5 protein-coding genes are annotated in these 6,250 nt (G+C 51.5%); all 5 read left to right on the forward strand.

Going from position 1 to position 6,250, the window contains the following annotated elements; genetic code table 11:
- Nucleotides 1–980 (forward strand): sugar transferase (locus VLA04_03735; GenBank protein HSI20783.1); only part of this gene is annotated, 980 nt, incomplete at its 5' end.
- On the forward strand, nucleotides 980–2,053 hold the full coding sequence (locus tag VLA04_03740; protein ID HSI20784.1) for a glycosyltransferase: 1,074 nt from the start codon (nucleotides 980–982) through the stop codon (nucleotides 2,051–2,053). The genes VLA04_03735 and VLA04_03740, both read left to right, overlap by 1 nt.
- Nucleotides 2,046–2,924: a hypothetical protein gene (locus tag VLA04_03745; GenBank protein ID HSI20785.1), complete on the forward strand. Its 879-nt coding sequence runs from the start codon at nucleotides 2,046–2,048 to the stop codon at nucleotides 2,922–2,924. Before VLA04_03740 ends, VLA04_03745 begins: the two co-directional genes overlap by 8 nt.
- A 69-nt stretch (nucleotides 2,925–2,993) precedes the next feature.
- Nucleotides 2,994–5,120, forward strand: a complete 2,127-nt coding sequence (locus tag VLA04_03750) for a DNA gyrase subunit B (protein ID HSI20786.1) — start codon at nucleotides 2,994–2,996, stop codon at nucleotides 5,118–5,120.
- Between the two features lie 278 nt (nucleotides 5,121–5,398).
- The coding region (locus tag VLA04_03755) for a DNA gyrase subunit A (protein HSI20787.1) at nucleotides 5,399–6,250 on the forward strand (852 nt) is incomplete at its 3' end.

Consider the following 6,250-nt stretch of genomic DNA (forward strand, 5'->3'; position numbering starts at 1 on the left):
ATGAAGCTGCCAAAACCCTCATGAAACAGCTGACAAAGGGTTGGAGCGCCCAATACAGCCTCGTAAAGATAGAGGAGGATGACGTTGATGGCCTGTTGCCCCATATTACCCGCGATCAAATTGACGAGCTTATTATCGTCAATGAGAAATTCACCGTAGAGAACCTCATCACGCTGCGCAACCGTTGCCTGGAGCAGCATGTAGGCTTTGGCTTCCTGCCACGCGCCCTCACTGCACTTCAGGGGGCTGATTACACCATCCACGAAGAGCTGGGCATCCCTGTCATTGAAGTAAAGCCAACCCCGCTAGATGGCTGGGGAAGGATTGCCAAGCGCACCTTTGATATTGTGGTAAGCACATTGCTGATAATCATTGCGTCGCCGTTTTACCTCCTTATCGGGCTGGTCATGTTCCTTACTTCAGGTTCACCTCTCGTTATTAGGCATAAGCGGATTGGCCGTGGTGGCTTGCCTATTGTCATTTCCAAGTACCGGTCCATGAAGCGCGATTGGACAGACCAAAATGGAAAGCTTTCAGCAAAATTCCAAGAGTACTTGAGCCAGCATCCCGATGCGGCACAGGAATGGAAAGAAACAGCCAAGCTTAAGGATGATCCTCGCATCAGCGCCATTGGTAAGTTGCTACGGGCAACGCGGTTAGATGAGCTGCCTCAGTTTTTTGATGTATTGCGTGGCGACCTTTCCCTTGTTGGCCCACGTCCCATTATTGATTGGGAGCTGGAGAAGTTCGGTGAGAAAGCCCGCATCCTCTTTCATGTACGCCCTGGTATTACCGGGCCATGGCAGGTAGCGGGTGGCAACAAGCTCCCTTATGATGAGCGCGTTCGCTTGAATGCCCACTACATTGAGAACTGGAGTTTGGGTTTGGACATGGTCATTCTTACTAAGACTGCCTGGCTCGTGGTAGCTGGCATCCTCGGTCGTCTCATTGGCCGCGGGGAAAGTGAAGAGGCATACTAATGAAAATTGCTCTTATCCAAGACTGGTTGACGGGTTTTGCCGGTGGGGAGCAGGTCCTTCTGGCTCTGCATAAGATGTACCCAGATGCTCCCATCTACACTAGTCTCTACAACCCAGAGAAGGCACCGCAGTTTGCCGATGCTACGGTAATCCCTTCCTACCTCCAAAGCATTCCCGTGCTGAACAAGCGGGACAAGCTGGCAATTCCGCTCATGCCTGCTGCCTTTGAATCCTTTGACCTTAAAGGCTTTGATGTCATTTTGTCGGTAGGTGGTGGCCTCTCCAAGGGTGTCATTACGCACCCTGGCCAGCGTCATATTTCTTATTGCCATACTCCTATCCGGTACATTTGGCGGCTTGGTGGTGACAACCGCAATACTGGCAAGTGGGATTCTTGGCTTAGAGAGCAAGCAATGCACAAGCTTCGCCTCTGGGATGTAGTTTCTGCGGAACGTGTTGATACCTTCATTGCCAACTCGCCCACAGTGCAGGGGAGAATCGCCAAGATTTACCGCCAAGATTCTCTCGTTGTTGCCCCGCCGGTGGATATTGACCGGTTTAGTCTCTCTACGGAGTCTGATGATTACTTCCTTACAGTTGGCCGCATGGTGGCCTACAAACGTGGCGACTTGGTAATTGAAGCCTGCAAGGCAGCTAAGAAGCCTCTTAAGATAGTGGGTGGGGGACCTGAAGAAGCGCGTTTCCGTAAGTTGGCCGAGGGTGCCCCTTGGATCGAGTTCACGGGACGGGTGTCTGATGAAGAACTACAGAAACTCTATGGCCGGGCCAAGGCGTTCATCTTTGCATCAGAAGAAGATGCAGGCATTGTGCCGGTTGAGGCGATGGCCTGCGGAAAGCCGGTGATAGCTTACGGAAAAGGTGGCGTTGCAGATGTGGTTGTTGAAGGGGTGCATGGCACATTCTTCCCTGAGCAAACCAAGGAATCGCTCGTTGAGGCGTTGAATCGCTTTGATGATTTGCAGTTTGACGCTACCATTATTCGCAAACATGCCGAAGGTTACCGCCTTAGCGTGTTCCAGGATAAGATCCGTAAGATCATCGAGCATGCATAACACACTTGAGCAGTGGATAGATGCCGCCCGGGATGTGCTGACGCTTAACGAGCGGAGCTACCGTATTATCCAAGAGGAAATGGCCAAGGCGCAGATGTCGCGCCCATTGCCGCCCCACATGCGCCGCATGGGGACAGATGTCATTAAGGAGCACCCGGAAGAGTCGCTTAGTGCGGAGTCACTCTTCCAAGTTCTCTTCGACACGTACGACGATACTTTTGTGAAAGCTTTCCTGGAACTGCGCAAGCACCTCCTTGAGGCGGAGTTTGATGCTGTCCTTCTTCTGCCGGCACGGACCTTCTTTGAAATGGCTACCAGGAAGGCGCCTCGCATCCTAAGCGAAAGCGTCCGCCCGCGTCGTATCTCGCTCATTACCGATTTCAGTACCTTGGCCTTCTCTGGCTCCCTCGGGTATTCCCGTGAGGAGTTCCTGAGCGTCCTACGGAACGTTGCTGAGGACCCTGAATTGCCTAGCCCCTATGTCCTCTCCCTCCTCCAGCTCATTGATGCCGTTATGGAAGATAACAAGCTCCTCTTTGACCAACTGCTGATTGACCTGCGCCGGGCTGAATCTAGCGGGCTGCGCAAAGAAGAGGTGAACGAAGAGTGGCTCTGGAAAGCGCCTCGTGACCTTATGTTCAGCAACGTCTCACACCTGGTGCATGGCAACCCGTTCAGTATCCTAGGACTCGAAAAGAAAGAGCTGGCCAGGTGGCGCTTTTACGCCTTTATCCTCCAGTCCGACTACTACTTTCTCCGGTTATGCCAGGCAAAGCGGCCACATTACGGCACTATTGTCACAGAGGCCCAAGACAATGCCTACGTCAACCTGCAGGAGTCGGGTGAGAAGGTCCTCGCAGGGCTTTCCTAATTCATTTCCACAGCCCGTTTCTTCTGTTACCATGGGTAAGTAAACTACCGTAAAGGGTTGCTTTTTCTTATGCCAGATATCGATCAGAATACCCAGTACGGCGCCGATCAGATCACAGTTCTTGAGGGCTTGGATCCGGTTCGAAAGCGCCCCGGAATGTATATTGGTGGGACCGGAAAAGACGGTCTGCACCACCTCATTAAAGAACTTCTCGATAATGCCATCGATGAAGCGATGCTCGGCATTTGTAACCGGGTTCGCCTGGTTCTTAATCCCGACAATTCAGTAAGCGTCGAAGACAACGGCCGCGGTATTCCTGTAGATAAACATGCCAAGACAGGGAAGTCCGCCCTAGAGACGGTTTTCACGGTACTTCACGCCGGTGGTAAATTTGGCGGTGAAGGAAGTGGTTATAAGGTGTCCTCCGGTCTCCACGGTGTAGGCGCTTCAGTGGTAAACGCACTTTCCCATTGGCTTGTTGCCGAAGTAAAGCGTGGCGATGATCTGTACAGCCTGCGCTTTGAACAGGGTAAGGCGGTTGGGGATATCAAGAAAGAAAAGAACCCTCGCAAAGACGAGTGGCAGAAGCTTGAGGGGAACGGAAGTCGGGTTACCTACCTGGCCGACGATACCATCTTCCCAGAAGTGGTTTGGGACTACGATTATATTGCTGAACGCATCCGCAACAATGCATACCTTACTAAGGGTGTGACATTCATTCTCTCCGATTACCGCGATGGTTTGCCAGATGGTATCACCCAAGACCTTAAGACGTACACCTTCCATTTTGAAGGCGGTATTTCGTCATATGTCCGTCATCTCAACAAGAGCCATCAAATCATTACTGATCCGGTGTTCTTTGTTGAAAAGACAATTGGTGAGCTCCAGGTTGAGGTATCACTGGCGTATGCCGACGACTTCAACGAGCGGGTCTACGCCTTTGCCAACCACGTGCATACCGGTGAAGGTGGTACACACCTGACCGGTTTCCGCATGGCGCTTACCAAGCAGGTAAACGCCTACGGCAAGGCCAACGGCCTACTTAAAGAAGCTGACGGCACCCTCTCCGGGGATGACATGCGTGAGGGTCTGACAGCCGTTATTTCGGTAAAGCTTCCGGAGCCACAGTTTGAAGGTCAGACCAAAGCCAAGCTTGGAAACCCGGAAATGCGTTCTGCAGTAGACGCGGTAGTATCCGAAGGCTTGGACTACTACTTTAATGAGAACCCTCAGGCAGCCCGTAAGATTATTGAGAAGTGTGTCCTTGCTCTTCGAGCTCGTCTTGCAGCTCGTGCTGCGCGTGAAACAGTTATCCGTAAGGGCGCCCTAGATGGCATGACCTTGCCAGGTAAGTTGGCTGACTGTTCTGAGAAGGACCCTGCCAAGAGTGAGCTCTACATTGTAGAGGGAGACTCTGCTGGTGGTTCTGCTAAAGAAGGCCGTGACCGTAAGACTCAGGCCATCCTGCCACTCCGCGGTAAGATCCTGAACGTTGAGCGCGCCCGCCTAGACCGTATGCTTTCATCTGAGGGTATCAAGAACCTCATTGTGGCTACTGGCGTTGGTGTTGGTGATCAAATTGACTACGCCCGACTCCGCTACCACCGCATTATCATCATGACGGATGCTGATGTGGATGGTGCGCACATTCGTACTCTCCTTTTGACACTGTTCTACCGCCACTTCCCAGAGATTATTAAGCAAGGGCATCTCTATATTGCTCAACCCCCACTCTTTGGAATCGTACGTGGTAAAGAGAAGTTTTGGGCCCTTACTGAACCTGAAAAGGACAGGCTGGTAACTAAGCTTGAAAAAGAAGCTCTAGAGAAGCGCGCAAAGGGTAAGACGGAAGAAGTTGCTGAAGACGCTGACGCCGCCAACCCGGTAGAGACAGAAGTTTCCGAGGAAGTTGTTACTGAATCCGCTCAAGATGAGAGTACAGGTGAGCAGCCTCCAGAAGAGAGTCGCCTGAAGAAGCTGGGCATAAGCGTCAACCGCTTTAAGGGTCTTGGTGAAATGAATGCAGATCAGCTTTGGGAGACTACCATGAATCCTGAAAGCCGCACCCTTCTTCAAGTCGCAATGGACGATGCTGAACGTGCCGATGACATCTTTACCATGCTTATGGGTGATGAAGTACCACCGCGCAAGAAGTTCATCCAAACCCACGCTAAAACAGCTACGATCGACGTATAGCCATGGCAGACACGAAAAACACACAACCAGAGCAGAGCCCTGACGAGCAGGAGACTACTGAAGAAGTAGTAGTTCCTACTGATGCAGAGGAAACGGACGTTGTTGCGAAAGATGATGCTTCGGAACTTACGGCAGAAACTCCTGATGAGGATGTAGTTGAAGAGTCTGTCGTTGAAATGACAGATGAGGAAAAAATCCTTGATCGCGACAAGCGCGAAAGTGCAGCTACGCTTATCTCAACCGTCGTTGAAGAAGCAGTACACGTAGAGGGTGTGGGAATGGTGCAGCCGCGCAACATTGTGACGGAAATGCAGCAGGCCTACTTGGACTACGCTATGTCAGTTATCGTAGGCCGCGCCCTTCCAGACGTACGTGATGGTCTGAAGCCTGTTGCCCGCCGTATTCTCTTTGGAATGCGGGAAATGGGTGTGCGTGCCAATAGTCGGTACATGAAGTCTGCCCGTATCACTGGTGAAGTCATGGGTAAGTTCCATCCTCATGGAAACGCTGCCATTTATGACGCCATGGCTCGTCTTGCTCAGTGGTTCTCACTCGCTATGCCACTCGTAGATGGTCAGGGTAACTTTGGTTCCATCGACGGTGACAACCCAGCTGCTGAACGGTATACGGAAGCCCGTATGACCAAGTTGGCGGAAGAAATGCTGGTTGATATCGAGAAGAATACCGTTCCTTTCGTTGCCAACTATGACGGAACCCTTCAGGAGCCTACGGTACTACCTACCAAGGTTCCGAACATGTTGCTCAACGGCGTGGTTGGTATTGCCGTTGGTATGGCAACAAATATTCCAACCCATAACTTGGGAGAGCTCTGTGACGGTGTAGTAGCCCTCATTGATAAGCCAGAGACAACGGTTGATGAGCTTATGCAGTTTATTCAAGGTCCAGACTTCCCAACCTCCGCAGAGGTATATGCGGGTTCTGGACTTCGTGAGGCATATACAACGGGTCGCGGTAAGTTCACCATCCGTTCTGTTGCAGAAATTCAGGAACGTAAGGGTGGCTTCCGCATTGTAGTTACTGAAATTCCCTACCAGGTTAATAAGAGCGATTTGGTGGCGAAGATTGCCGACTTGGTTAAGGAAAAGAAAATTGACGGCATTACCGACATT

This window comes from Verrucomicrobiia bacterium (genome assembly GCA_035460805.1).
Lineage (GTDB): Bacteria > Patescibacteriota > UBA1384 > CAILIB01 > CAILIB01 > DATHWI01.